General features: G+C 61.9%; 25 protein-coding genes. 19 read left to right on the top strand and 6 right to left on the bottom strand.

The window, feature by feature from the left end; all coding sequences use genetic code 11:
• The first annotated feature begins 1 nt into the window (after position 1).
• Genes VDP61_RS09090 through cobJ form a run of 7 tightly spaced genes read left to right on the top strand, consistent with a single transcriptional unit; the run spans position 2 to position 7865 of the window.
• A complete protein-coding gene (locus VDP61_RS09090; RefSeq protein ID WP_323006600.1) occupies positions 2-364 on the top strand; it encodes a DUF1636 domain-containing protein in 363 nt (120 codons plus the stop codon).
• Positions 361-1395 (top strand): cobalamin biosynthesis protein CobW, encoded by a 1035-nt coding sequence (gene cobW / locus VDP61_RS09095; RefSeq protein WP_323006601.1) that lies wholly within the window; start codon positions 361-363, stop codon positions 1393-1395. The genes VDP61_RS09090 and cobW overlap by 4 nt, the downstream gene beginning before the upstream one ends.
• 4 nt (positions 1396-1399) lie before the next feature.
• Complete coding sequence (gene cobN, locus VDP61_RS09100; protein WP_323006602.1) at positions 1400-4642, top strand: cobaltochelatase subunit CobN; 3243 nt, start codon at positions 1400-1402, stop codon at positions 4640-4642.
• Positions 4639-5775, top strand: a complete 1137-nt coding sequence (gene cobG, locus VDP61_RS09105) for a precorrin-3B synthase (RefSeq protein WP_323006603.1) — start codon at positions 4639-4641, stop codon at positions 5773-5775. The genes cobN and cobG overlap by 4 nt, the downstream gene beginning before the upstream one ends.
• On the top strand, positions 5772-6401 hold the full coding sequence (locus tag VDP61_RS09110) for a precorrin-8X methylmutase (protein WP_323006604.1): 630 nt from the start codon (positions 5772-5774) through the stop codon (positions 6399-6401). Before cobG ends, VDP61_RS09110 begins: the two co-directional genes overlap by 4 nt.
• A 1-nt stretch (position 6402) precedes the next feature.
• Positions 6403-7134 (top strand): precorrin-2 C(20)-methyltransferase, encoded by a 732-nt coding sequence (cobI, locus tag VDP61_RS09115; protein ID WP_323006605.1) that lies wholly within the window; start codon positions 6403-6405, stop codon positions 7132-7134.
• A complete protein-coding gene (gene cobJ, locus VDP61_RS09120; RefSeq protein ID WP_323006606.1) occupies positions 7131-7865 on the top strand; it encodes a precorrin-3B C(17)-methyltransferase in 735 nt (244 codons plus the stop codon). The genes cobI and cobJ overlap by 4 nt, the downstream gene beginning before the upstream one ends.
• Before the next feature lie 13 nt (positions 7866-7878).
• On the opposite strand, the gene VDP61_RS09125 is transcribed toward cobJ, so the two are convergent.
• Positions 7879-8583 carry a cobalt-precorrin-6A reductase gene (locus VDP61_RS09125; RefSeq protein WP_323006607.1) on the bottom strand — a complete coding sequence of 235 codons (705 nt, stop codon included), beginning with the start codon at positions 8581-8583 and terminating at the stop codon, positions 7879-7881.
• A gap of 1 nt (position 8584) precedes the next feature.
• On the opposite strand from VDP61_RS09125, the gene cbiE reads away from it, so the two are divergent.
• The 9 genes from cbiE (at position 8585) to VDP61_RS09170 (ending at position 16328) form a co-directional block, all read left to right on the top strand.
• Positions 8585-9766: a precorrin-6y C5,15-methyltransferase (decarboxylating) subunit CbiE gene (gene cbiE / locus VDP61_RS09130; RefSeq protein ID WP_323006608.1), complete on the top strand. Its 1182-nt coding sequence runs from the start codon at positions 8585-8587 to the stop codon at positions 9764-9766.
• Positions 9763-10140 (top strand): cobalamin biosynthesis protein, encoded by a 378-nt coding sequence (locus VDP61_RS09135; protein ID WP_323006609.1) that lies wholly within the window; start codon positions 9763-9765, stop codon positions 10138-10140. The genes cbiE and VDP61_RS09135 overlap by 4 nt, the downstream gene beginning before the upstream one ends.
• Complete coding sequence (cobM, locus tag VDP61_RS09140; protein WP_323006610.1) at positions 10137-10922, top strand: precorrin-4 C(11)-methyltransferase; 786 nt, start codon at positions 10137-10139, stop codon at positions 10920-10922. The genes VDP61_RS09135 and cobM overlap by 4 nt, the downstream gene beginning before the upstream one ends.
• The gene (locus tag VDP61_RS09145) at positions 10919-12244 is read left to right on the top strand and encodes a cobyrinate a,c-diamide synthase (RefSeq protein ID WP_323006611.1); all 1326 of its coding nucleotides are present in this window, start codon (positions 10919-10921) and stop codon (positions 12242-12244) included. The genes cobM and VDP61_RS09145 overlap by 4 nt, the downstream gene beginning before the upstream one ends.
• A complete protein-coding gene (cobA, locus tag VDP61_RS09150) occupies positions 12241-12966 on the top strand; it encodes a uroporphyrinogen-III C-methyltransferase (RefSeq protein WP_323006612.1) in 726 nt (241 codons plus the stop codon). Before VDP61_RS09145 ends, cobA begins: the two co-directional genes overlap by 4 nt.
• A gap of 42 nt (positions 12967-13008) precedes the next feature.
• The gene (locus tag VDP61_RS09155; protein ID WP_323006613.1) at positions 13009-13278 is read left to right on the top strand and encodes a DUF1636 family protein; all 270 of its coding nucleotides are present in this window, start codon (positions 13009-13011) and stop codon (positions 13276-13278) included.
• On the top strand, positions 13275-14048 hold the full coding sequence (cobF, locus tag VDP61_RS09160; RefSeq protein WP_323006614.1) for a precorrin-6A synthase (deacetylating): 774 nt from the start codon (positions 13275-13277) through the stop codon (positions 14046-14048). The genes VDP61_RS09155 and cobF overlap by 4 nt, the downstream gene beginning before the upstream one ends.
• A 173-nt stretch (positions 14049-14221) precedes the next feature.
• Positions 14222-14821: a cob(I)yrinic acid a,c-diamide adenosyltransferase gene (gene cobO / locus VDP61_RS09165; protein WP_323006665.1), complete on the top strand. Its 600-nt coding sequence runs from the start codon at positions 14222-14224 to the stop codon at positions 14819-14821.
• 61 nt (positions 14822-14882) lie between these two features.
• Positions 14883-16328, top strand: coding sequence for a cobyric acid synthase (locus VDP61_RS09170; protein WP_323006615.1), 1446 nt, complete (start codon positions 14883-14885; stop codon positions 16326-16328).
• Between the two features lie 62 nt (positions 16329-16390).
• Here the strand turns inward: VDP61_RS09170 and cobD are convergent, their stop codons facing one another.
• From cobD to VDP61_RS09190, 4 genes are read right to left on the bottom strand one after another with little or no spacing between them, the layout of a single operon-like run.
• Positions 16391-17356 carry a threonine-phosphate decarboxylase CobD gene (gene cobD / locus VDP61_RS09175; protein WP_323006616.1) on the bottom strand — a complete coding sequence of 322 codons (966 nt, stop codon included), beginning with the start codon at positions 17354-17356 and terminating at the stop codon, positions 16391-16393.
• Positions 17357-17365: 9 nt separating this feature from the next.
• Complete coding sequence (gene cbiB / locus VDP61_RS09180; RefSeq protein WP_323006617.1) at positions 17366-18304, bottom strand: adenosylcobinamide-phosphate synthase CbiB; 939 nt, start codon at positions 18302-18304, stop codon at positions 17366-17368.
• Positions 18301-19110, bottom strand: coding sequence for a propanediol utilization protein (locus VDP61_RS09185; RefSeq protein WP_323006618.1), 810 nt, complete (start codon positions 19108-19110; stop codon positions 18301-18303). Before VDP61_RS09185 ends, cbiB begins: the two co-directional genes overlap by 4 nt.
• Positions 19107-19685 (bottom strand): histidine phosphatase family protein, encoded by a 579-nt coding sequence (locus VDP61_RS09190; RefSeq protein ID WP_323006619.1) that lies wholly within the window; start codon positions 19683-19685, stop codon positions 19107-19109. Before VDP61_RS09190 ends, VDP61_RS09185 begins: the two co-directional genes overlap by 4 nt.
• A gap of 73 nt (positions 19686-19758) precedes the next feature.
• On the opposite strand from VDP61_RS09190, the gene cobU reads away from it, so the two are divergent.
• From cobU to VDP61_RS09205, 3 genes are read left to right on the top strand one after another with little or no spacing between them, the layout of a single operon-like run.
• On the top strand, positions 19759-20265 hold the full coding sequence (cobU, locus tag VDP61_RS09195) for a bifunctional adenosylcobinamide kinase/adenosylcobinamide-phosphate guanylyltransferase (protein ID WP_323006620.1): 507 nt from the start codon (positions 19759-19761) through the stop codon (positions 20263-20265).
• A complete protein-coding gene (cobT, locus tag VDP61_RS09200; RefSeq protein WP_323006621.1) occupies positions 20266-21270 on the top strand; it encodes a nicotinate-nucleotide--dimethylbenzimidazole phosphoribosyltransferase in 1005 nt (334 codons plus the stop codon).
• Positions 21267-22028 (top strand): adenosylcobinamide-GDP ribazoletransferase, encoded by a 762-nt coding sequence (locus VDP61_RS09205; protein ID WP_323006622.1) that lies wholly within the window; start codon positions 21267-21269, stop codon positions 22026-22028. Before cobT ends, VDP61_RS09205 begins: the two co-directional genes overlap by 4 nt.
• A 320-nt stretch (positions 22029-22348) precedes the next feature.
• Here the strand turns inward: VDP61_RS09205 and VDP61_RS09210 are convergent, their stop codons facing one another.
• Positions 22349-23611 carry a glutamate-5-semialdehyde dehydrogenase gene (locus tag VDP61_RS09210; RefSeq protein WP_323006666.1) on the bottom strand — a complete coding sequence of 421 codons (1263 nt, stop codon included), beginning with the start codon at positions 23609-23611 and terminating at the stop codon, positions 22349-22351.
• Positions 23612-23660: the final 49 nt, after the last annotated feature.

Consider the following 23660-nt stretch of genomic DNA (forward strand, 5'->3'; position numbering starts at 1 on the left):
CATGACCGTTACCTTGCATGTCTGCACAACTTGCCGCACCGGCGAGGTGCAGGAGGAAGATGCGCCGCGCCAAGGCGCGCTGCTGCATGCCGCCCTGTCCAAGGCAGGCGCGCCGGAAGGCGTGCAGATCGTGCCTGTCGAATGTCTGTCAGCCTGTTCGCAGGGCGCGTCCATTGCGCTATCTGCGCCCGGGAAATGGACTTATGTCTATGGCAGGCTGCGCTGCACCGACAGCGCAGATATTCTTGCAGGCGCCGCAGCTTATGCCGCTACCGCCGATGGCCTTGTGCCGTGGCGCGAACGCCCCGTGATTTTTCGCAAGCAAAGCCTTGCCCGTATTCCCCCGATGGAGTTTTCCAAATGACCGACCTTGCCAAAATACCCGTCACCGTGATCACCGGCTTTCTTGGCGCGGGCAAAACCACGCTGATCCGCCACCTGATGGCCAATTCAAAGGGCCGCCGTCTGGCTATTCTGGTCAATGAATTCGGCACCGTGGGCGTTGACGGCGACATCTTGAAATCCTGTGCGGATGAGGATTGCCCGGCGGAAAACATTGTAGAGCTGGCAAACGGGTGCATCTGCTGCACAGTGGCCGATGATTTCATTCCCACGATCGAGGCGCTGATGGCGATGCCAGTGCGCCCTGACCATATTCTGATCGAAACCTCGGGGCTTGCGCTGCCCAAACCGTTGCTCAAGGCGTTTGATTGGCCAGCGATCCGCTCCAGGATCACTGTCGATGGCGTGATTGCATTGGCCGATGCCGAGGCGGTTGCGGCAGGCCGGTTTGCCGCGGATGTGGCGGCGGTTGACGCGCAGCGCCTGGCGGATGACAGCATTGACCACGAAACGCCGCTGGCAGAGGTGTTTGAAGATCAGATTTCCTGCGCCGACATCATCTTGATGTCAAAGGCCGATCTTGCGGGGCCTGAAGGTCTGGCCGCCGCGCGCAAGCTGATCGAGGCGCAGAGCCCGCGCAAAATTCCGATCCTTGAAATGAGCGAGGGCGTGATTGACCCCAACGTGATCCTTGGCTTGAACGCTGCCGCCGAAGACGACCTTGCCGCACGCCCGTCGCACCACGACGGTTCGGATGACCACGAACACGAGGATTTCGAAACCGTCGTCGTGCCGATGCCAGAGGTGGGTGATGTGGATGCGTTGATTTCCGCGATAGAACGGCTGGCGAATGAGCAGCACATCTTACGGGTCAAGGGCTATGTCGCGGTGACGGGCAAGCCAATGCGCCTTTTGGTGCAGGCGGTGGGCGCGCGCGTTCGCCACCAGTTTGACCGCCCTTGGGGCGCAGGCCAGCGCGCGGGGCATCTGGTTGTCATCGCCGAGCATGACCACATCGACGCCGCCAAGATCCGCCAAGTTCTGGGGGCCTGACCGGATGCACGTCATTTTCCGCGACAGTCACGGGTTGGAGGATACGGACGCACCGTTTGATCCCGGCCAGACGCCTGCGGAACTTGTCGTGCTGTCTTTCTCCGACAGCGATCTTGGCGCTTTTGCCGCGGGCTGGCATCGGGGGGGCGGGCCGCAAGGGGGGCTGCCGACCCTGCGCCTGTGCAACCTTGTGGCCCTGCGCCATCCCGCGTCTGTCGATAATTATGTCGAGGCGACGCTGACCGGGGCGAAAGGTATTTTGATCCGGCTGATCGGGGGCGAAAATTACTGGCCCTATGGCATCATGCATGTACAGGACTTTGCCCGTCGCCATAATATCGCACTGGCAATTCTGCCAGCCGATGGGCGCGAAGACCCCGGCCTTGATGCCCATTCGACGTTGCCGCTCTCGACGCTGCGGCGGCTGTCGCGGCTTTGTGACATTGGCGGCCCCATCGCGGCACAGGCGGCTTTGGCCCAACTCGCGCTGGCCGCAGGGCTTTATGCCGCTCCGGTTCTGGGCGCGAAAACTGTACCTGATTGCGGCTTTTACGACCCCGAGGAAGGTGTGATTTCCATCGCTGGTGTGGGCAGGAATAGGGTCGCTGTGATCTTTTACCGTAGCCACCTGATGGCCTCTGATACCGCACCGGTTGACGCGTTGATCGCAGCATTGGCAGAACGCGGTTTTAACGCCATCGGCCTTTTCGTGCCATCGCTCAAGGCCGATAGCGCCCGTATTTTCCTTGCTGATGCCTTGGCGCATCTTGCCCCCGTGGCGATCGTGAACGCCACGGCATTTTCGGGGCGCGGCGATGACGGGTGCACGCCACTGGATGCGCCCGGATGCCCCGTGTTTCAGGTGGCCCTGTCTACGGCACAGCGCAAAGACTGGGCGACAAGCGAGCGCGGGCTGTCGCCTGCTGATCTTGTGATGAACGTCGTTATGCCCGAGGTTGATGGCCGCATTTTTGCCGGTGTCGTCAGCTTCAAGGTGCCGACCAGGAAAGACCCCGATCTGCAGTTTTCACGCTTTGCCCACCGCACCGATGCTGACCGGGTTGATGCTGTCGCAGACCGGGTACAGGCGTGGCACCGGCTTGCCAGCACACCCGCAAAGGATCGCAAACTTGCGCTGGTCCTGTCGACCTATCCGGGCCGCGAAGATCAGATTGCCCATGCTGTTGGCCTTGATGCGCTGGCCTCGGTTGAAGTGATGCTGCAAACGCTTGCCAACGCCGCGTATACTGTGAGGCCCAAAAGCGGGTTCGGCAAAAGCCTTCTTCGCCAGCGCATTGCCTGGCCTCTGGATGACTACAAGGCAGCGCTCATGGCCCTGCCGCAACGCTTGCGCGATGATCTGGCCGCCGCTTGGGGCAGGGCAGAAGATGACCCGCTTTTCAAGGCCGGCGCGTTTCATTTTGCGGCGCAGGCATGCGGCAATGCCCTGATTGCCTTGCAACCGGAACGGGGGGCTACGATTGCGCGCGATACGGACTACCACGACCTTGCCCGCGTTCCACGCCATTCCTACGTCGCTTTTTACCTTTGGCTGCGGGCGCAGGGGTATCACGCGCTGGTGCATATCGGGGCACATGGTACGCTGGAATGGTTGCCCGGCAAATCGGTTGCCCTTTCGAACGGTTGCTGGCCCGAAGCGCTGACGGGGGCTATGCCCGTGATCTACCCTTTCATTGTCAACGACCCCGGCGAGGCGGCACAGGCCAAACGTCGAATTGCTGCGGTGACGCTGGGCCATCTGCCACCCCCAATGAAAAACAGCGCTGTGCCAGAAGGGTTGCTGCGGCTTGAAGGTCTTCTGGATGAATATTCCTCGGCTGATGGTCTTGATACGGCCCGCCGTGACCGCCTGATTGGTATGATCCGCTCCGAAGCGCAGGCTTCGGGCGTCGAAGCCGATCTTGGCCTTGATCTGGCCGCCTCTCCGGCAGAGGCGATGACGCGGATCGACCGGTTTGTCTGCGATATCAAGGAAAGCCAATACGGCGATGGGCTGCATGTCTTTGGTGCGGGGCAGGGGGAAAATGAAGGGCTTTTGACGGCCCTTGATGGCCGCCGCGTGCCTGCAGGCCCGTCCGGCTCTCCCTATCGGGGCCGCGCTGATGTTCTGCCGACAGGGCGTAACCTTTATTCGGTTGATCCGCGTGCGGTGCCGTCCCGTGCGGCACATGCCCAGGGCGTGAAGCTGGCCGAAGAACTGCTGCGCCGCCACCTTCAGGACAAAGGCGATTGGCCCAAAGGCTTGGTGATTGATCTGTGGGGGTCTGCGACCATGCGCACGGCGGGCGAAGAGGTTGCGATGGCGCTGCATCTTGCCGGGCTCATGCCCAAATGGGATGCGGGATCTGACCGCGTTTCGGGCTTTGAGATTGTTTCGCTTGCACTGCTGGGGCGCCCCCGCATTGATGTTACGCTGCGCATATCGGGCCTGTTTCGTGATGTATTCCCCGCGCTGGCACAGATATTCGAGGCGGGCGCTGCTGCCTTGTCCCGCCGTGACGAAGCGCCTGACATGAACCCTTACCTTACCCAAACGCCGCGCGTCTTTGGCCCCCAGCCCGGCCTTTACGGCATGAACATCGAAAGCGCGCTGCACGATTATTCCGATGCGGGCCGTGATGCTGCCGGGCAGGCATGGCTGGCCGGTTCGGAATGGGCAATTGACGCACAAGGCATGGCGCACCGCGACCGTGCAGCACTTGAGGCACAACTGCACAAGGCAGATGCCTTCGCCCATGTGCAGGACTTGTTGGAAAGCGATATCCTGCTGGCGTCTGACTATGCCAGCCATGAGGGCGGATTTGCGGCCGCGATGGCCCATCTTGGGGCGGTGCAACCCGCGATGTATCATATTGATCACAGCCGCGCAGGGGCCCCCAGCGCCAGAACCATTCCCGAAGAAATCGCCCGCATCGTGCGCGCGCGCGCCGCCAATCCCGACTGGGCCAACGGCATGATGCGGCACGGGTTTCGGGGGGCGGCAGAGGTGGCCGCAACTCTCGACAATCTGGCCGCCTTCGCGCATCTGACGCGGAACGTGCCGGGGCATTTGATAGACCTTTACTATGACGCGACGCTGGGCCGTGATGATCTGGTGGCGTTCATGGCCACGGAAAACCCCGCCGCCCTGGACGCGCTGCGCAGCCGCTTTGCCGCCTTGCGCGAGGCTGGCCTGTGGATCACGCGGCGCAATTCGATCAGCGCTGCCTTGGATGCCGCGCAATGAACGGCGCCCCTCGGATCAAGGGTTGGTGCCCCGGTGCCCTGCGCCCGATGATGTCGGGAGACGGGTTGATCGTGCGGGTCAGGCCCCCTTTGGGCCGTCTGAATCCGCATCAGGTATCGGGCATCGCCGCACTTGCCACAAGCTGCGGCAACGGCATTGTCGACCTTTCGAACCGCGCCAATGTGCAGTTGCGCGGCGTGGCAGCGGGGCGCTATGAGGTGCTTATCGACGGTTTGCGGGCGCTGGGGGTGATTGACCCCGATGTTACGGTTGAAAGCCGGCGCAATATTCTGGTCACGCCCTTTCGTAATGCGGGTAACGCAAACGAGTCGCTTGCCGAAGAACTTGCGAGCGCACTGGCCGCCACAGATGCGCCCGATGTCAGCGCCAAGTTTGGCTATGCCGTCGATGCTGGCGCAACGCCGGTCTTGCAAGCCGCGCCTGCCGATATTCGCCTTGAACGTGGTGCCGATGGCAATTTGCTGGTTTGTGCGGGTGCGCACCGCTTTGGCAAACCAGTGACTGACGGCGAAGCTGTTTCGCAGATGCTGACGCTTGCGCGGTGGAGCCTTGGCCACGGCACCCGCATGTTCCGCGTGCTGACCGGCGGCACAGCGCTGCCGCAGGGTTTCACCGTACCGCGACAGGCTGCAGCACCCAGCCCGAAACCGGGCCTTTACCCTGCGGGGGCGCTTGTTGGCATGGCGTTCGGGCAGATCGACGCGGCCACCCTTGACGCCCTTGCCAATCTGGGTGCGCTGCGCGTGACCCCTTGGCGGATGCTGCTGATTGAAGGGGCAGATAAGCTGCCGCTGCACCCCGGTTTGATCTGCGACCCCGAAGACCCTCTTTTGAGAATAGCCGCCTGCGTTGGCGCACCTGGTTGCGCACAGGCGCATGCCGGCACGCGCGCTGTTGCCCGCAATCTTGCGCGATATGTGCCCGCCGGAAAGACCCTGCATGTCGCTGGTTGTGCCAAGGGCTGCGCGTTGCCACGCGCCGCCAGCGTCACGCTGACGGCCACAGCGGCGGGCTTCGATCTTATCCGCAACGCTACCGCCGACGCCGCCCCCGAGCAAACTGGCCTACAGCCGAACGACCTTCCTAATTACCTTCAAAAGGCGCTCTCATGAAGCACACCTATATCACTGATGGCGCAGAGATTTATCGTCAGTCCTTTGCCACCATTCGTGCCGAGGCCGCACTGGACAGTTTTTCGGCAGAAGAGGAAATCGTTGCTGTGCGCATGATCCACGCTGCCGGAATGGTTGGTCTGGAACAGCACATCCGCTTTTCCCCCGGCATGGCGATTGCCGCGCGGGTGGCATTGGAAAACGGTGCGCCCATTCTCTGCGACGCTTATATGGTTTCCGAAGGAATAACCCGCAAACGCCTGCCGCGGCTGAATGAGGTGATCTGCACCCTGCGTGACCCAATGGTGCCACAGATGGCTGCAGAGATGGGCAACACGCGATCTGCTGTCGCGGTGGAACTTTGGCGCCCCAATCTTCACGGCGCGGTCGTCGCGATCGGCAATGCGCCCACCGCGTTGTTTCATTTGCTGAATATGCTGCAAGACCCTGCCTGCCCCCGCCCCGCTGCAATTATCGGTTGCCCGGTGGGTTTCATTGGGGCGGCAGAGTCCAAGGACGCGCTGATGCGCGATTTGCCGGTTCCCGCGATGATTGTCGCCGGGCGGCTCGGCGGCTCGGCGATGACGGTTGCGGCGGTTAACGCCCTTGCCAGCCGGGTGGAATGAGATGGGAAAAGTGATTTGTGCCGGCCTTGGCCCCGGCGACCCGGATCTGATGAGCGTAAAATCCGACCGGGTCATTCGCGCTGCACGCCGCATCGCGTATTTCCGCAAAAAAGGCCGTGCGGGGCAGGCCCGAAGCATCGTTAACGGAATGTTGCGCGATGACGTTACCGAATACGCGATGGAATATCCCGTCACCACAGAACTGCACTTTGAGTCAGAAGAGTACCGCCGCCTGATGGTCGATTTCTATGCCGATTGGGCGGACCGTCTGGCCGATCTTGCCCGCGATGATGATATTGTGGTGCTCTGCGAAGGCGATCCCTTTTTCTACGGATCGTTCATGCATCTGCACACGCGCCTGCAGGGCCGCGCCGAGGTCGACGTGCTGCCCGCGATTCCTGGAATGGTCGGCTGCTGGAACGTGCTGGATACGCCATTCACTTGGGGCGATGATGTGCTGACGGTGTTGATGGGCACCCTGCCAGAGGCAGAGCTGACCGATCATATGCGCCGCGCAGATGCGTTGGTGGTGATGAAAACCGGGCGCAATCTGCCTGCTGTGCGCCGTGCGCTGGTGGCGACCGGGCGGCTGCAAGATGCTTGGCTGGTGGAAAAAGGCACCATGCCAGCGCAGCGTGTCGCGAAACTGTCAGAGGTAGGCGACGCCGATTGCCCCTATTTTGCCATTGTGCTGGTACATGGGCAAGGCCGCAGACCAGAGGCAGCCCTATGACTGGCTGGATTGCCATTGCGGGGCTGGGGCCGGGGCGGGATGATTTGGTGACCCCCGAAGTCACCGCCACGCTGGCATTGGCGACGGATGTCATCGGCTATATTCCCTATGTCGCCCGTGTCGCCGCGCGTGAGGGGCTGACCATGCACCCCAGCGATAACCGGGTAGAGCTTGACCGTGCCGTCCACGCCTTGCAACGCGCGTCACAAGGGGGGCGGGTGGTGGTGGTTTCCTCTGGCGATCCCGGTGTCTTTGCGATGGCCTCTGCCGTTTTCGAGGCGTTGGAGCAACACCCCGAATATGCGGCTGTTGATATCCGCGTTCTGCCCGGCATTACCGCGATGCTTGCCGCCGCTGCGGCGATCGGCGCGCCGTTGGGGCATGATTTCTGCACCATCAACCTGAGCGATAACCTGAAACCCTGGGCGACGGTGGAACACCGCCTGCGCTTGGCCGCGCGGGCTGATTTCGCGATGGCCTTTTACAATCCGCGCTCAAAGTCGCGCCCGCATCAGTTTGCCGCCGCCCTTGATATCTTGCGCGAAGAATGTGGCCCTGACCGGCTGATCACATTCGCCCGCGCCGTCAGCACGCCTGAACAGGCCCTGCGCACCGTCACACTGGCAGAGGCCGCGCCCGAGATGGCCGATATGCGCACGGTTGTACTGGTTGGAAACGCCGCGACGCGCCGCATCGGGCGCTACGTCTATACGCCGCGGGGTGCGGAATGACCCAGCCAATTCATCACCGCATCGACATTGTCCAGCGCCGGTCCGGGCAGGGGGGGCGCGCGGCCATTATCACAGGCAGGTGCAGGGTGCGCGCGGCCTCCAGCTTGGCTTGGGCTGCCGTGCCACCGGCATTCTTGGCCAGAACATGGGTGATTTGGTGCTGACACATCATTGCGATGTCGCCCTGCGCGGTGAACGGGCCGCGCGCCAGCACCACCGTTGTCTGTGGCAATGGCAGTGGCGCGTCGGGGGCATCTATCAGCCGCAGGATGTAATGATGTTGCGGTTTCGCGCTGAACAGCCCGATCTGCTGTTTGCCAATCGCCAGAAACACCCGCGCTGGGCTATCCGGCAGGGCATCGACCATATCCGATACGCGATCCACCATTGTCCAGTTATCCCCGGCCTGTGCCACCCAGGGCGCGCGCTCCAGACGGATCAGGGGCGTGTCAGCCTGCGCACAGGCGGCAACCGCGTTGCGGCTCATCCCGGCAGCGAATGGGTGGGTCGCGTCAATCACATGGCTGATCGCCTCGGCATTCAGATACGCCAGCAGCCCCGCAACGCCGCCAAACCCACCGACCCGCATGGGCAAGGGTTGCGGCACAGGGGCAAGCGTTCGGCCTGCGTAGGAAAAAATGGTTGCGATACCCGTTTGCGACAGGCGCTGGGCCATCGCACTCGCCTCGGTTGTACCACCCAAAAGAAGGACGCGCATCGTGGCTAAACCCTGGCTCTCGTTCATCGGAATGTCGGACGATAGCGCAGATAACCTGCCTGCGGCAAGCCGTGCGGCACTTGACGCGGCCACGGTGGTCTTTGGCGGCCCGCGCCATCTTGCACTGGCAGACGTGGGGGAACGGGGGAGGCCCTGGCCGGTGCCGTTTTCGATTGATCTGGTGCTGGCGCAGCGCGGCAAACCGACAGCCGTTCTGGCATCGGGAGACCCCTTTTGGTTTGGCGTCGGCGGCAGCCTGTCGGACCATCTGGACCCTGGCGAATGGCAGAGCTTTGCTGCGCCCTCAACCTTTTCGCTAGTCGCCGCCAATCTTGGATGGCGGTTGGAGGAGACAAGTTGCCACGGGTTACATGCGGCCGCCTTTGCGCGGCTTCGCCCTGCGTTGGCCCCAAATGGACGACTGATCTGTCTGCTGCGTGACGGAACTGCACCGGCGTTGCTGGCAAGCTGGCTGACCGGGCAAGGTGCCGGTGACGCGAGGCTATGGGTCATGCAGGCAATGGGGGGGGCCGATCAGCGGGTTTATCAGACCACCGCCAGCGGCTTCGATCTGACCGGTATTTCCGCGCCCGTTGCCGTTGCGATTGCGCTGCCCCGCGATATTGGCCTGCCGCGTTGCGCGGGTCTGCCAGACGATTCCTTTGCCCATGACGGCCAGATAACCAAACGCCCGATCCGCGCGCTTACAGTGTCGGCGCTGGCACCGCGCCCCGGTGAAATGTTGTGGGACATCGGTGCAGGCTCAGGCTCGATCAGTGTGGAGTGGTGCCTTGCCGGTGGGCAGGCCACGGCGTTTGAGCAAAAGCCAAGCCGGGCCGCGAACATCCGCCGCAATGCCCAAGATTTTGGGCTGACCCATCGGCTGACCATCGTGGAAGGCGATTCCCACACGCTGCTTGCAGGCCGCGCCGCCCCCGATGCTGTGTTTGTCGGCGGTGGCGGCACGGTTGCGCTGTTTGACAAATTGTTCGCGCTTCTGCCGGCGGGCACCCGCCTGGTGGCAAATGGCGTGACGCTGGAAACCGAGGCGCTACTGACAAGCCTGCACGCATCTTGTGGTGGCTCCCTCCTGCGTATCGAAACTGCGCAAGCCGAGCCGCTTGGGCGCATGCGCGGCTGGCAATCCGCCCGCCCCGTTGTGCAGTGGAATGTCACGCTATGAGGGTTGCGGGAATCGGATTTCGGAACGCTGCGACCAAGGATTCCTTGCAAGACGCGCTGGCCCGCGCCATTGGCGACGGCCTGCCTGTTCAGGCGGTCGCGACCGAAAGCAGCAAAGCCCGTGCGCCTGCCTTTCGCGAATTCGCAGCGGCGCTTGCCATTCCCGCATTTGCGGTCAGGGCATCAGATTTGGCCCGAATGGTTACGCCCACACAATCGCAGCGGGTCAAGGACCAATTCGGCACCGGGTCGCTGGCCGAGGCGGCAGCCCTTGTTGCCGCCGGCCCAGACGCGCGACTGGTTGAGGCGCGGGCCGTCTCACACGATAAAATGGCCACGGCGGCAATCGCAGAAAACGAAGGAACAGATACGTGACAGTCCATTTCATCGGCGCAGGCCCCGGCGCGCCGGACCTTATCACCCTGCGTGGTCGCGACCTGATCGCGGCTTGTCCCGTTTGCCTGTATGCAGGGTCACTCGTGCCAGAGGCTTTGCTGGCGCATTGTCCCGAAGGGGCAAAGGTTGTGAACACCGCGCGCATGTCACTGGATGAGATCATGGAGATCATCGCGCAGGCAGACGCCGCAGGCCAAGATATTGCCCGACTGCATTCCGGCGATTTGTCGGTCTGGTCTGCGATGGGCGAACAGCTTCGCCGGTTGCGCGCCCTTGGCATCGCCTACTCTGTGACGCCCGGAGTGCCATCTTTTGCCGCCGCCGCCGCCGAATTGGGGGCGGAATTGACGTTGCCCGGCGTGGCGCAATCGGTGGTGCTGACCCGCACCTCGGGCCGGGCGACGGCCATGCCCGAAGGCGAGTTGTTGGAGAATTTCGCCCGGACCGGTGCAACATTGGCGATCCATCTTTCGGTGCATGTGCTGGATAAGGTCGTTGCAGATCTGACCCCGCATTACGGCGCTGATTGCCCCGTTGCTGTCGTCTGGCGGGCAAGTTGGCCCGATCAGCGCATCGTGCGCGCAACGCTGGCCACCCTGCAAACGGCCATCGGAGCCGAGATGGAGCGCACCGCGCTGATCCTGGTGGGGCATGCGCTGGGGGCAGAGGACTTTGGCGAAAGCCGCCTTTACGCTGGTGATTATGATCGCCGCTTCCGCCCGGTTGGCACGGCGCCGCGCTTTCCAGAGGCTGCGCAATGATTCCCCCCGGCCTGCTGATTTCCGCGCCCGCTTCGGGCTGTGGCAAAACCACGCTGATGCTGGGGTTGCTGGCTGCTTTGCGTGCGCAAGGCATCGCGGTGCAGCCGTTCAAAAGCGGCCCGGATTACATCGACCCGGCCTTTCACACCGCTGCATCTGGGCGGGCATCGTTCAACCTTGACAGCTGGTCGATGGACCATGCCTGCATTGAAGGGCTGGTCGGCAATGCCAAGGGCGCAGACCTGATCCTTGCGGAAGGGTCGATGGGCCTGTTTGACGGTGTCGCTGTGCCCGGTGCGTCCGGCAACGGGGCCAGTGCGGATATCGCGGCGCAAATGGGCTGGCCCGTGGTGCTGGTGCTGGATGCGTCGGGTGCTGCGCAATCGGTTGCGGCGACAGCGCTGGGATTTGCACAGATGCGCCCTGATGTGAGGCTGGCGGGCGTGGTGCTGAACCGCGTCGCGTCAAAGCGTCACGAAACGCTCATCCGTGTTGGCATGGAACAGGTTGGCATCACCGTTCTGGGGGCGCTGCCGCGCCAGAAAGACATCGCGATGCCCGAACGCCACCTGGGCCTTGTGCAAGCGTGCGAGCAGGAAAACCTGCCCGAGATATTGTCAAGCGCGGCGGGTCTTGTTGCTGCCCATGTCGATATCGCGGCCCTGATCGCTGCCGCCGCAGGAACGCTGAAAGATGCCCCGCCCCCGGCACGGGTCATCCCGCCCGGACAACGCATCGCGCTGGCGCAGGACGATGGCTTTGCCTTTGTCTATCCGCATCTGCTGGCGGGATGGCGCGCGGCGGGGGCCACGGTCCTGCCGTTTTCTCCATTGGCCAATGAGGCCCCTGATGACAGCGCGGATGTCTGCTGGCTGCCCGGTGGCTATCCGGAACTGCACGCGGGCCGTATTGCCGCTGCCGACAGGTTTCGTAACGGATTGCAGAAATTTGTCCGCACGCGCCCCGTTCATGGCGAATGCGGTGGCTATATGGCAATGGGTGCCGGGCTTATTGATAAAGAAGGTGTGCGGCATGAGATGACGGGCTTGTTGGGGTTGGAAACATCTTTCGCCACGCGCAAGATGCATCTTGGCTACCGCAAGGCGGATCTGCATGTGGGCATCCCCGGCCATCCGGCCCCGGCGCAGTTGCGCGGGCACGAGTTTCATTATGCAACGATCTTGTCAGAGCCCGACGCAGCACTGGCCAAGATCATCGACAGCAACGGCGTGCTGGTGCCGGAAACCGGATCGGTCAAACTTTATGAAGGCGGCGGCGTTGCCACGGGCACCTTTTTCCACATGATCGCGGAGGCACCATGACGGGCTTTGTCTCATTCGTCTCATCCGGGCCTGGCGACCCTGAACTGCTGACCGTCAAGGCAGTCAAGCGGTTAGAAGCAGCTGAAGTGGTGCTGTTCGATGATCTGTCTTCGGGCCCAATTCTGGCGCATGCCCGCGCGGATGCGGATTTGATCGGCGTGGGCAAGCGCGCCGGGCGCGCCTCGCCCAAGCAAGACCATGTCAGCCGTGTATTGGTGGATTATGCCAAGGCGGGGATGCAGGTCGTGCGGTTGAAATCCGGCGATTGTAGTATTTTCGGGCGGTTGGAAGAAGAAATCCTGGCCCTTCAGGCGGCGGGCATTTCTTATGAAATCATCCCCGGCGTCACCTCTGCCTCGGCGGCAGCGGCGGCGGCGGGTATTCCGCTGACCCGACGGCTCACGGCGCGGCGGGTTCAGTTCATCACCGGCGCTGACGTGACCGGCGATCTGCCTGCGGATGTGAACATGGCGGCGCTTGCCGATTCGATGGCTACGACGGTGGTTTATATGGGCAAGCGCACTTTTGCCGGCCTTGCTGCAAGGTTGATCGAACACGGGCTTGCGCCTGATACGCCCGCTATACTGGCCGAGGCGGTATCGACACCGGCCCAGCGGGTTGAACGGTTTACGATTGCCACGCTGGCCGCCTATCTGGAGGCAACCAGCAGCACCACCCCAGCGCTGATCTTTTACGGTGCGCTGGCGGATTTGCGGCAATGAGCGCGCCGGTGTCGATGTTGGTCTGTGCCCAATGTGCGCCCGATGGTTCCTTTCTGGATCTCGCGCGCAGAGGCATGGGGGGGGGGCTCGGTCATATCTGTCGAATGTATGTCTGGTTGCCGCCATGCCCAGACGGTTGCGTTTCGCAGTCCCGGCAAGGTGGCTTATCTTTTTGGTGATATCACGGCTGCCGATATCCCTTTGCTGCGCAGCTTTGCACGGCTTTATGACGCATCGGAGGACGGCACATTTGCCGATGCCCGCGTGCTGGGCGATCTGCGCACCAAGGCGTTGGCAAGGATACCGGGATGAGCCTGCATCTGACGCTTATCGGGATTGGCACCGGAAATTCCGAACACCTGACCTTGCAGGCGATCCGCGCGATCAACCGGCAGGATCTGATCCTGATTCCGCAAAAGGGCGAGGGGAAAGCCGACCTTGCCGACCTGCGCCGCACGATCTGCGATGAGGTTCTGACCAATACCACGACGCAGGTTGTGATGTTCGATTTGCCGGTGCGGGATGAAGCGACGTTGGATTACCGCAGGCGGGTTGATGACTGGCACGATGCCATTGCTGTCGCATGGCAGCGGGCAATGGCCTACCACGCTGGCGCGCAGAAGGTGGCGCTGTTGGTCTGGGGCGATCCGTCGCTTTATGACAGCACCCTGCGGATCGCGGCGCGTTTGAACCCCGCCCCAGTGCTGGAGGTTATTCCCGGCATCACCTCGCTGCACGCGTTGACGGCCGCCCATGCGATTGCGCTGAACGAGATCGGCGCGCCGTTTGTGGTGACGACAGGCCGCCGATTGCGCGACGAAGGCTGGCCGCCGGGCGTGGATACGGCCGTTGTCATGCTGGATTCAGGCGGGGCCTTTGCGACGCTTGACCCTGCGGGGATCGAGATTTGGTGGGGCGCCTATGTTGGGATGCCACAGCAGATTATCTGTGCGGGAAAGCTGGCAGAGGTGGGTAGCAAGATTATTGCCCTGCGCGCCGAGGCACGGGCGCAGCACGGCTGGATCATGGATATCTATATCTTGCGCCGCAGGGTGATGACAGGCGGCCAGACATGGGGCTGAACCGAGCAAAACGTACCGTCACGCTTATGGCTCAGCCCCGCGCCTTTTCGTCGCCTTCTACAATCACGGCCTTTTGCGAGGCAAACTTCCTCTATCCATAATCGGAGACATCAATGACGCCCCCAGACGCCACCCCCGAAGAAAACCAAGCCGCTGTCACCCCATCAGAAGATATGAACGCGCGTCATTCGAAAAAAATGGCCAAGATCAAAACCGCACGCGATAAGATGATGGCCGGTAAAGAAGGCGACAAAGGGTTGTTGATCGTCCATACCGGGGCGGGAAAAGGCAAATCTTCCAGCGGGTTTGGCATGATCTTGCGCTGCATCGCCCATGAGATGCCTTGTGCCGTGGTGCAATTCATCAAAGGCGGCTGGGATACTGGCGAGCGGCGGATTATTGAGACGCATTTTTCCGAACTGTGCGAATTTCACGCAATGGGAGAAGGTTTTACATGGGAAACCCAAGACCGCGAACGGGATGTCGCGATGGCCGCAAAGGGCTGGGAAAAGGCGAAGGAGCTGATCCGAAACCCGCATAATCGTCTGGTTCTGCTTGATGAAATCAACATCGCCCTGCGCTATGATTACTTGGATATAGCCGAAGTTATGGCCTTCCTTGCGTCGGAAAAACCGCCTTTGACCCATGTGGTGATGACGGGCCGCAACGCGAAACCGGAGCTGATCGAGGCCGCCGATCTGGTAACCGAGATGACCTTGATCAAGCACCCATTCCGGTCTGGCATCAAAGCACAGCCCGGCGTGGAGTTTTAACGTGGGCCAATCGGGTAAGTTGCACGCACAGGGCCGGATATTCGCGCGAAAAGGAGCGTAAATGAAGGCACTGATGATCCAGGGCACTGGTTCCAATGTGGGGAAATCGGTTTTGGTCGCGGGCCTTTGCCGGGCCGCGAAACTGCGCGGTTTCAGCGTGGCACCCTTCAAGCCGCAAAACATGTCCAACAATGCCGCCGTGACCGCAGATGGTGGCGAAATCGGGCGGGCGCAAGCGTTGCAGGCATTGGCCTGTGGGATCGAGCCGCATACCGACATGAACCCGGTCTTGCTCAAGCCGGAAAGCGAGACTGGGTGTCAGGTTATCGTGCAAGGCAAACGCGTTGCCACCGTCAAGGCGCGCGATTATGCGGCACTCAAACCCGGTTTGATGACCTCTGTGCTTGAAAGTTTTGGGCGGCTGAAGTCCTGCAATGATCTGGTCATCGTGGAAGGTGCGGGCAGTCCCGCCGAGGTCAATCTGCGCGCGGGCGACATTGCCAATATGGGCTTTGCACGGGCCGCAGACTGCCCTGTTGTTTTGGCCGGTGACATTGATCGCGGGGGGGTGATTGCGCAGATCATAGGAACGCAGGCAGTGATGGACGGCGCCGATAATGCAATGATCTCGGGCTTTCTGGTCAACAAGTTTCGGGGGGACCCAGCGCTTTTTGCTGATGGCTATCAGCTCATTGCTGCACGGACCGGCTGGCGCGGTTTTGGCGTCGTGCCTTACTTTGACGCGGCCTCCAGGCTTCCCGCAGAAGATGCTTTGGATTTACCCAAAGGCGGCGGGTCGGGGGCATACAGGATTGCCGTTCTTGCCCTGTCGCGGATTGCCAATTTTGACGATATTGACCCATTGGCGCAAGAGCCGGGGGTCGCCCTGACCATGCTGCGCGCGGGAGAGGTTATTCCCGCCGACACCGATCTGGTCATTATCCCCGGAACAAAATCGACGATTGCGGATCTGGTGTTTTTACGCGCGCAAGGCTGGGATATTGACCTTGCCGCCCATCTGCGGCGCGGCGGCAAGGCCCTGGGGATTTGCGGAGGCTATCAGATGCTGGGAACTTCCGTGCGCGATCCGCAGGGCGTCGAGGGGCCAGCCGGTGAAATATCGGGGCTGGGGCATCTTGCAATTGAAACCGAGATGACCCCCGACAAGCGGTTGACCCGCGCCCATGCGATACATCAGGCAACAGGGCTTGCGATGCAGGGCTACGAAATCCACATCGGTCGCTCGGATGGGCAGGACCGGCAACGCCCGTTTGCCATGGTGAACGGACGCCCGGAGGGCGCTATATCCAGTGATGGCCGGGTGATGGGCAGCTATCTGCATGGCATGTTCAGCAATGATGCATTCCGCGCCGGATTTTTGCGCAGCATCGGCGGACAATCCTCGGGGCTGCACTATGGGGCGGGGGTCGAGGCGACGCTGGATGCACTTGCTGCGCATCTTGAAAAACATGTTGATGTGGCCGGCCTCATCGCCCTCGCACGGTAACTAAGCTGCTGATGACCTGCGGCTTGCCCTTAGGGGAAACGCCGTTTCGGATGTCAGGCGGGTTAGTTTGACCGGCCTTCCAACGCGCAAGCTAGCCGTGCCCATTCGGCCTCGTCTCCGGGCAGGCCAAGGCGAAGCCAGCGGGCGGAATAGGGAAAGATGCGTGACCAGATTTGATGCTGGGCCAGCCGGTCCTGCGCGGCTTTGGCATCTGGCGTTTCGTAAAGCCGAAACAATTCGGTGCCTCCAACCACGGCCCAGCCTGCGGCTTTGGCCAGCGCGTCAGCCTTTGCCGTTTCGGCTTGGAGGCGCAGGATCGTCGCTTTGGCCCAGGCATGATCTGTTAGCGCCTGTGTCGCTATCCGCAAGGCCGCGCCATTGACAGGCCACGGCCCTGCCATGTCGTCAAGGCGCGCGATATCATCGCTGCATCCAATCACAAAACCAAGCCGCAACCCGGCCAGCCCATAGAACTTGCCAAACGACCGCAGGATTATCAGGCCGGGCGCACCCGCCGAGGGGGCCAGCGACAGGGCGGGCTGCGGATCGCCAAAACTTTCATCAACGACAAGGCGCGTCTCTTTCGCCAAATCCTGCAAATCGGCGGCGGCAAAGCTTTGGCCATCGGGGTTGTTCGGATTGACAACAATCGCCAGATCCGCCCCGGCAAGCTGATCAAAGCGGGTGACCTGTTGCACCTGCCAACCAGCGGCACGCAGGGCTGCGGCGTGTTCATTATAGGTTGGCCCAAGCACGCGCGCTTTGCCTGGCACGGTCAGTCGTGGGATCATCTGGATCGCCGCCTGCGCGCCAGCGGTGGCCAGCATCGGTGCATCGGTCCGATACGCAGTGCGGGCCGCCGCCAAAGTCGCCGATTTCGCAGCGTTGGTTGGCAGCATTGTCCAATCCCCGATCGGGATAGCCGGAACGGGGTAGGGAGCGCGGTTGATCCCTGTCGACAGGTCAATCCAATGCGTTCCACCAAAGCGCGCAATCGCCGCGTCGATATTTCCACCGTGGTCGCGCATCTTGCCTCCTTAAAGTAGCGCCAGCGTCAAAAGCGCGGCAATTCCCAACACCAACGCGCGCCGGTAAAGCGCAAGCCCGCGCTGCAGATCAGCAGCGAGCGGATCTGCGGCACCACCGTTCACCCACGGCTCATCCGCGATGTGGTTGGCATAGACGCGTGGCCCGGAAAGCCGCACCTGCAAGCCTGCGGCCATTGCAGCCTCTGGCCAACCCGCGTTTGGCGATCTATGCCGAGGGGCGTCGCGCAGCATGGTGGCTATCGCTTGCTTGGGGCGGCCAGAAACCACCGCGAACATCACGCCAGTCAACCGCGATGCTGGCAGGTTGACCAAATCATCAAGCCGGGCTGCGGCCCAGCCAAACGCCTCGAAACGTGGGCTTCGGTGGCCGATCATTGAATCAAGCGTGTTGATTGCCTTGTAGGCCGCAATTCCGGGCAGGCCGAAAAGCACACCCCAAAACAAGGGCGCGACAATGCCATCTGATGTGTTTTCCGCAAGGCTTTCCAGCGCCGCACGCGCAATGGCCGCCTCGTCAAGGGTGCTGGTTTCGCGACCGACGATCATGGAAACAGCATGACGCGCCGCAGGTAAATCGCCGTGTGCCAGCGGGTTGGCGACCGCTGCGACATGTTCATACATGGACCGCATCGCAACCAGAGGCCATGCGATCACACCGCCGATCAAAATGCCCCACCACCCTGATACCTGCATCTGCACCACGGTTGATAGCCCAGCGACCAGCCCAACACATATCAAAACAGCCGCGACCCCAGCCCATTTGCGGCGTGCAAAGCTGCAGCCCTCGCGGTTCAGCCGACGGTCCAGCGCCCCAATCAAAGCGCCGATCCATGTGACAGGATGCCCAATCGCTGCATAGAGGCGCGCGGGCCAGCCGATTGCCAGATCAAGCGCAACCGCGATCACCATCATCGCGGCAAAAGTCATTGCGCCCCCCCAGAAAGAAATTGCACGACCCCGTGCAAGCCGGCATCTTGTAGCATCGCTTTCGCGCCAGCCGGAACTGTGCCGGGCCGAAAAATGAACCCGCGCGCAGACCCTGTATGGGCGATGACATGGCCCAGAGCACCAAGTTGATGTGCCACGGCCGCAGTGGGGTCACTATGTGCCCGGCGCATCCGCAGCGTGAGCTTTGCCGATTGGCTGGCAAGTGCCGCCAGTGCTGGCAAATCACTTGACTGTGCCGCCGCAACCCAATCGGGAAGCAGCGGCGCTATATCAGGAAAAGTGCTATCTTTTGCATCAGTACGCTGTGGCGGGCCATAGAAACCGCCGATCACTTCAAATCGGGGCAGGGGCGGCAGAGCGGCAAGCGTTTGACCGAGGCGCGAGGCCCAAAGATGCTGTTCAGGGCTTGCAAACATCAGCGGGTCTGATGCCCCCTCGCTTGCGATGCAGGCGGCGGCCAAGGCATGCGCCTCGCCGTGGTATCCTGCCAATCGCGCGAGTGCCACCAGCGCGGCCGTCGAGGCCCCCGCACCCCCACCAACGGGCATCTCGGCGTGGATATCAATCTGACCGGAAAGGGAAAGACCAAGCGTTTTCAGAAACCTCTGCGCATGATCCAAGGATAGAAGCCCTTGATCCGAGTCGTCGATGATCAAGCCAACGCCCGGTTGGTGCCGCGCCACGACACCCAAGACCGGACAAGGCAGCGTGATCAGCGCCACCGGCCCCGATGGGCCGATACAGCCTTGCATCAGCTCGCCAAAATGCCCTGCGACCCTGATCAACGCGGCACCAGATTAACGCCCGCTATTGACCAGGCTGCCTTGGGTAGGGCGAGAATGGTTGTCATCGACATTGGCGCCACTTGGAACGCAAGCCCCATTGGTAGTGCATCCAAAGCCAAGCCAAGCGTGGCCCTTATGACGCCCGCATGGACAATCAACGCGGTTCTGCCGTTGCGCCCTGCTGCCTCCAATATCATGGGGGTGCAGCGGGCGGCCAAATCAAGAAAGCTTTCGCCGTTCGGCGGCCGATACTGCGCAAGTTCGGGCAAATCCAGCGCGCCAAGATCGGGCAGTTTGTCGTAATGTTGCCCCTCCCAGTCGCCAAAGTCCTGCTCGCAGAGCCTGGCATCCATCTCGGCATTTGCTTCTGGCCAAAGATGTGCCAGTGTCTGTTGGCAGCGCCGTGCGGGACTGACGAGGATATGATCCACCGGTCCAATCGCTTGGTGCAAGGCAGCAAAAGCTTTGGTATCACTGCAATCGGCCGCAACATCGCGCCGCCCCGCTATCCGCCCCTCGCTCAGTGCCGGGGCGTGACGTATCAGGATCAGCTCGGCCGTCATTTTGTCAGACAATTACGCATTCCTCCTTTCACGCCTGCACTGTATCTGCTTTGTTATGAGCGCTGTAACAAGAGGTTGTTTGCGGATGACACAGACGATTCTGATTACCGGAGGTGCGCGGTCGGGAAAAAGCCGTATCGCCGAGGCACGCTGCCTGTCGATAGGCAGACCTGCAATCTATATTGCTACAGCACAGGCGCATGATGCCGAAATGCGTGCCCGCATTGCTGAGCATCAAGCGCGACGCGGGCCGGAATGGCACATGATTGCCGAGCCAATCGAACTTGCCACCGTGCTTCACGCCAGCGATGGAAAAGGGCCGCGGTTGGTTGATTGTCTTACGCTCTGGCTCAGCAATCTGATGCTGGCTGGGCATGATTGGCGCGGCGCAACGTCAGACCTGATTGCGGCCCTGACGAAGCAGGCCAGCCCCGTGGTGCTGGTCACGAACGAAGTCGGTATGGGGATCGTCCCCGAAAATGCCTTGGCGCGCGCGTTTCGCGATGCGGCGGGTACGATAAATCAATGGGTTGCAGCAGAAGCGGATGAGGTTGTTCTTGCCGTTTCAGGCTTGCCGGTGAAAGTGAAATAAATGCAATTTACCTCTTTGAACACCATCGCTGATCTTGTGGCGGTCCTTCCGGTCTTTGATGAGACTTCGGTAGCGGCCGCGCATGTGCGCCAAAATAGCCTGACCAAGCCGCCGGGGTCGCTTGGGCGGCTGGAAACCCTTGCTGCGTTCATGGCCGGATGGCGCAAAACCGCGCGCCCGGAAATAAACCGGGCACAAGCGCTTGTTTTTGCCGGAAACCACGGCGTTTGCGCGCAGGGTGTGAACCCCTATCCACAAGAAGTTACAGGCCAAATGGTGATGAACTTCCAAGCTGGCGGGGCGGCGATCAATCAGCTTTGCCGTGCCAATGGCGCCGATTTGCAGGTCATTCCGCTGGATCTGGATCGTCCTACACAGGATTTCACCCAAGAGCCCGCGATGTCCGAGGCCGAAACCCTGGCCGCGATGCAAACCGGGGCTGATGCCGTCGATACGCAGGCCGATGTGTTGATCCTGGGTGAAATGGGTATTGGGAATTCAACGGTTGCGGCCGCGATGGCGGCGGCAGTTTTCGGCGGCGAGGTGGCCGCTTGGGTTGGCGCTGGAACAGGGTCGGATGCCGCCGGGATCGCGCGTAAAATCGCGGCGGTCAAGGCGGGGCTTGCACGGCATCAGGGCTGCGCTGGCATGGCCGTGCTTGCGGCTTTGGGTGGGCGCGAACAGGCGGCGATTTGCGGTGCGGTGCTGGCAGCACGCGCCGCCGGTATCGTTGTGATCCTTGATGGGTTCATCTGCACGGCGGCGGCGGCCGTTCTTTATGGAACCGATCCGCGGCTGTTGGATCATTGCCTGATAGGGCACCAAAGCGCCGAGCCGGGCCACGCGAAACTTTTGAACGCCATCAACAAGGATGCGATTCTGAAATTCGACATGCGTTTGGGCGAAGGGTCGGGCGCGGCCCTGGCGCTTGGCATTCTGCGGGGGGCTTTGGCCTGCCACAATGGAATGGCGACCTTTGGCGAGGCCGGAGTGTCCGAAGCGTGAAATACGCTGCCCAGTTTCAACTGGCCGTGATGATGATGACGCGGCTTCCTGCGGGGCGTCTGGGGGGGGCGCCCAGCCTTGGCGCCTCGGTTTGGGCATTCCCGCTGGTGGGGGGAATTGTCGGTGGACTGGCGGCCATGGTCATGCTTGTCGTTTTATGGTTTGGCGTGGCACCCGCTCTGGCGGCGGGGCTTGGGGTGCTGGCAATGGTTGTTTGCACGGGGGGGCTGCATGAGGATGGTCTTGCCGATGTGGCCGATGGGTTTGGTGGCGGGCGTGACAGAGCGCACAAGCTTGAAATCATGCGCGACAGCCAGATTGGCAGCTATGGCGCACTCGCGCTGATACTGTCCATGGGGCTACGCTGGCAGGGTTTGGCTGGTGTTTTGACGTTGGCGGGCCCATGGACCGCCGCCGCCGCGCTGGTTGCTTTGGCAATGGCAAGCCGTGCCGGCTTGGCGGCTGCTTTATGGCTGATGCCGGCGGCTCGCTCAGACGGTTTGGGGCGATCGGCTGCGGGAACATCCGCAGATCTGGCGCTGATTTCTGCGGTGTCAGGCGCGGTGGCGCTTGTCGTATTCTTTGGTTGGCCGGGGGCGGCAATCGCGGCTGCAATGGCTGCAGTGCAGGTTGGCTTTGCGGCATTGGCCAAACGCCAGATTGGCGGGCAAACCGGCGATGTTTTGGGTGCGATGCAACAGTTGGCGGAAATCTCGGGCTGGGTCATGATTTCCGCGATAGTTTACCGGGGCCTGTGAACATTCCGACTTCCCAAATGGCGGTTTGAATGAACGTGCAGCGCTTTGTGGTGGCGGATCATGTATGGCAGCAGCCGGGGCCGCTGCCGGGAAAGGCCAGCGGTGCCGCGGCCACGGCAAGGTGCAGGACCACAGGCCCCAGAATTTTGAATGTCTACGGGCCTTGATTGCACAAACGCGCTACCCAATTCCGGAATGAAAAGTTTCGCGTCACGCCGCCGTTTTATCGGGCCAAAATGCGCGGGGCTGACCGGCTTTGGCAGCAGTACCAGCCGCCTTTCCTCACCGCAGATCGCAAAGGACACAGCCGAAAGCTGCGGTCACGCCCGGCACGCCCCATCCCCGGTTACCAGATACTTGAAGCTGGTCAATTGCTCGGCCCCAACCGGCCCGCGTGCATGCATCTTGCCCGTAGCAATGCCAATCTCGCCGCCCATCCCAAACTCCCCCCCGTCGGCGAATTGGGTCGAGGCGTTGCGCATCAAGATCGCACTGTCGAGCCGCTGAAAGAACTGCGCCGCCACAGCGTCATTCTCGGTCAGGATCGCATCGGTATGGTTGGACCCAAAGGCGCGGATATGTGCAATCGCCTCCTCTACGCCGTCGACCAGCTTGGCCGCGATAATCATATCCAGAAACTCGCGCCCGAAATCATCGGGCTTGGCCGCCACAACACCCGGCACCGCCGCAATCTCGCCGATCCCGCGCACCTCAACCCCCGCAGCCAGCAAATCGTCGATCAGCACTGTGCCGTGGCGGGCCCAGAACGCCCGGTCAATCAGCAGGCACTCGGCTGATCCGCAAATTCCGGTGCGCCGGGTCTTGGCGTTCAGCACGACCGCCCGCGCCTTGGTCAGATCGGCATCGCCATCTGCATAAACGTGGCAAATCCCCTCCAGATGCGCAAACACCGGCACCCGCGCCTCGCGTTGCACGAGGCCTACCAAGCCCTTGCCGCCGCGCGGTACGATCACGTCAATATACTCTACCGCTTGTAGCATCTGCGCCACCATCTCGCGGTCGCGTGTCGGGATCAGCTGGATCGCAGCGGCAGGCAGCCCCGCCTGCACTACACCTTTGACCATGCAGGCATGAATCACACTGGAAGAGTGGAAACTTTCGGAGCCACCCCGTAAAATCACCGCATTGCCAGCTTTCAGGCACAGCGCGCCCGCATCCGCCGTTACATTGGGCCGCGATTCATAGATCACCCCAACCACCCCCAATGGGGTGCGCACGCGCTGAATATGCAGGCCGCTGGGCATGTCCCATTCCGCGATGATATCGCCAACCGGGTCGCGCTGTTCGGCGATCATGCGCAGCGTATCCACAATCGCGCGCACCCGCAGCTCATCCAGCCGCAGCCGGTCAATCATCGCGGCTGACAGCCCTTTTCCCTCGCCATAGGCCACGTCTTTGGCATTCGCTGCGATGATCTCGTCGCGCGCCGCCCAAACCGCCTCGGCTGCACCGATAAGGGCGGCATATTTACGTTCGGCACTGGCACAGGCAAGCTCTGCCGCAGCGTCCCGCGCCGCTTTGCCGATTTCGGCCATCATCCCGCCCATATTCACGCTGTCCATACCACCATCCCGCTGCAAACTTGCCACCAAAATAGTCTTTATTGTCGCG

Origin of the sequence: Pseudorhodobacter sp., assembly GCF_034675685.1 — a bacterium.
Lineage (GTDB): Bacteria > Pseudomonadota > Alphaproteobacteria > Rhodobacterales > Rhodobacteraceae > Pseudorhodobacter.

What these genes read in the sequence shown, in the direction of transcription:
- VDP61_RS09090 (WP_323006600.1), top strand. Translation starts at nt 2, where the DNA reads ATGACCGTTACCTTGCATGTCTGCACAACTTGCCGCACCGGCGAGGTG.
- cobW (WP_323006601.1), top strand. Translation starts at nt 361, where the DNA reads ATGACCGACCTTGCCAAAATACCCGTCACCGTGATCACCGGCTTTCTT.
- cobN (WP_323006602.1), top strand. Translation starts at nt 1,400, where the DNA reads ATGCACGTCATTTTCCGCGACAGTCACGGGTTGGAGGATACGGACGCA.
- cobG (WP_323006603.1), top strand. Translation starts at nt 4,639, where the DNA reads ATGAACGGCGCCCCTCGGATCAAGGGTTGGTGCCCCGGTGCCCTGCGC.
- VDP61_RS09110 (WP_323006604.1), top strand. Translation starts at nt 5,772, where the DNA reads ATGAAGCACACCTATATCACTGATGGCGCAGAGATTTATCGTCAGTCC.
- cobI (WP_323006605.1), top strand. Translation starts at nt 6,403, where the DNA reads ATGGGAAAAGTGATTTGTGCCGGCCTTGGCCCCGGCGACCCGGATCTG.
- cobJ (WP_323006606.1), top strand. Translation starts at nt 7,131, where the DNA reads ATGACTGGCTGGATTGCCATTGCGGGGCTGGGGCCGGGGCGGGATGAT.
- VDP61_RS09125 (WP_323006607.1), bottom strand. Translation starts at nt 8,583, where the DNA reads ATGCGCGTCCTTCTTTTGGGTGGTACAACCGAGGCGAGTGCGATGGCC.
- VDP61_RS09135 (WP_323006609.1), top strand. Translation starts at nt 9,763, where the DNA reads ATGAGGGTTGCGGGAATCGGATTTCGGAACGCTGCGACCAAGGATTCC.
- VDP61_RS09145 (WP_323006611.1), top strand. Translation starts at nt 10,919, where the DNA reads ATGATTCCCCCCGGCCTGCTGATTTCCGCGCCCGCTTCGGGCTGTGGC.
- cobA (WP_323006612.1), top strand. Translation starts at nt 12,241, where the DNA reads ATGACGGGCTTTGTCTCATTCGTCTCATCCGGGCCTGGCGACCCTGAA.
- VDP61_RS09155 (WP_323006613.1), top strand. Translation starts at nt 13,009, where the DNA reads ATGGTTCCTTTCTGGATCTCGCGCGCAGAGGCATGGGGGGGGGGCTCG.
- cobF (WP_323006614.1), top strand. Translation starts at nt 13,275, where the DNA reads ATGAGCCTGCATCTGACGCTTATCGGGATTGGCACCGGAAATTCCGAA.
- cobO (WP_323006665.1), top strand. Translation starts at nt 14,222, where the DNA reads ATGAACGCGCGTCATTCGAAAAAAATGGCCAAGATCAAAACCGCACGC.
- VDP61_RS09170 (WP_323006615.1), top strand. Translation starts at nt 14,883, where the DNA reads ATGAAGGCACTGATGATCCAGGGCACTGGTTCCAATGTGGGGAAATCG.
- cobD (WP_323006616.1), bottom strand. Translation starts at nt 17,356, where the DNA reads ATGCGCGACCACGGTGGAAATATCGACGCGGCGATTGCGCGCTTTGGT.
- cbiB (WP_323006617.1), bottom strand. Translation starts at nt 18,304, where the DNA reads ATGACTTTTGCCGCGATGATGGTGATCGCGGTTGCGCTTGATCTGGCA.
- cobU (WP_323006620.1), top strand. Translation starts at nt 19,759, where the DNA reads ATGACACAGACGATTCTGATTACCGGAGGTGCGCGGTCGGGAAAAAGC.
- cobT (WP_323006621.1), top strand. Translation starts at nt 20,266, where the DNA reads ATGCAATTTACCTCTTTGAACACCATCGCTGATCTTGTGGCGGTCCTT.
- VDP61_RS09210 (WP_323006666.1), bottom strand. Translation starts at nt 23,611, where the DNA reads ATGGACAGCGTGAATATGGGCGGGATGATGGCCGAAATCGGCAAAGCG.